The sequence below is a fragment of the Pseudonocardia halophobica genome (assembly GCF_027922425.1).
GTDB lineage: Bacteria > Actinomycetota > Actinomycetes > Mycobacteriales > Pseudonocardiaceae > Pseudonocardia > Pseudonocardia halophobica.
In genome coordinates this window covers 1-1,177 of the sequence record NZ_BSFQ01000124.1, presented here as the reverse complement: position 1 = coordinate 1,177, position 1,177 = coordinate 1, and the positions used below count along the sequence as shown (strand labels likewise).

The 1,177-nt window shown below is 72.4% G+C and carries 2 protein-coding genes; both read left to right on the top strand.

Annotation, left to right across the window (positions count from 1 at the left end):
- A partial coding sequence (locus tag PKE99_RS37605) for an MFS transporter (protein ID WP_271215035.1) occupies nucleotides 1-780 on the top strand: 780 nt, incomplete at its 5' end.
- Nucleotides 777-1,177, top strand: a 401-nt coding sequence (locus PKE99_RS37600; RefSeq protein WP_271215034.1) for an SDR family NAD(P)-dependent oxidoreductase, incomplete at its 3' end; no start/stop codon positions are given. The genes PKE99_RS37605 and PKE99_RS37600, both read left to right, overlap by 4 nt.

Sequence of the window (1,177 nt, the reverse complement as noted above, 5' to 3'; positions counted from 1 at the left end):
GCCTTCTCCGCGGTCAGCAGCCTGCCCGACGAGCAGTTCCTCGACTGGGGCTGGCGGATCCCGTTCCTGGCGAGCGCCCTGCTCATCATCATCGGCATGGTCGTGCGGCTGAGCCTGCACGAGTCGCCGGAGTTCGCCGCGGCCCGCTCGGCGGGCCAGGTCGTCACACTCCCGGTACGCGAGGCGCTCCTGCGCCACCCGCGCAACATCGCCGCGGCCGCCGGCGCCTTCGTCGTGATCAACACCGTCTTCTACCTGGTGACGGTGCTCGGGTTGTCCTGGGCGACCTCGCACGTGGGGATCAGCCGCAGCACGTTCCTCGGCGCGGTGCTCGTCACCGCCGCGGTCATGTGCTGCACGGTGCCCTTCTTCGGGGCCCTCTCCGACAGGGTCGGGCGCCGCCCGGTCTTCGCCGCGGGCGCACTGCTCGTCGCCGTGGCCGCGTTCCCGCTGTTCTGGCTGATCGAGACCGGCTCGACGCCCCTGCTGTTCCTCGGAGTCCTGATCATGATGGGCATCGGACACCCCCTCATGTACGGCCCGCAGGCCGCCCTCTACTCGGAGCTGTTCCCCGCCGAGGTGCGCTACACCGGCGCCTCCCTCGGCTACCAGATCGGCGGCATGATCGGCGGTCTGGTCCCGCTGCTGGCAGGCAGCCTGCTCATCGCCTTCGACAACGCCGCGTGGCCGATGTCGGCCCTGCTCGCCGCGGTCGCCGTGATCAGCCTGCTCTCCCTCTCGGCGATCCGGGTGCGCACCACGCAAGGAGCCGTCGGATGAGCACGCTGGACGGGAAGACCGCGGTCGTCACGGGTGCGGGCCGAGGGATCGGCCGCGCGATCGCCACCCGCCTCGCCGAGGCGGGGGCCAGGGTCGCGATCATCGACAAGGACCCGGAGACCGCGAAGGACGCGGCGGCCGCGCTGAACGGTCACGCGCGCGTCGCCGACGTCACCGACCCGGCCGCCGTCGACGAGGTGACGGCGGAGCTGACGGAGACCCTCGGGGTGCCGGACGTGTTCGTGAACAACGCCGGGATCCTGCGCAGCGGGCGGCTGCTCGACTCGCCGGTGGCGGACTGGGATGCGCAGTTCGCGGTCAACACCCGCGCCGCGTTCCTCGCCACCCGCGCCGCGGCGGTCGCGATGCGCGACGGGGGCAAGGGCGGCGCCATCGT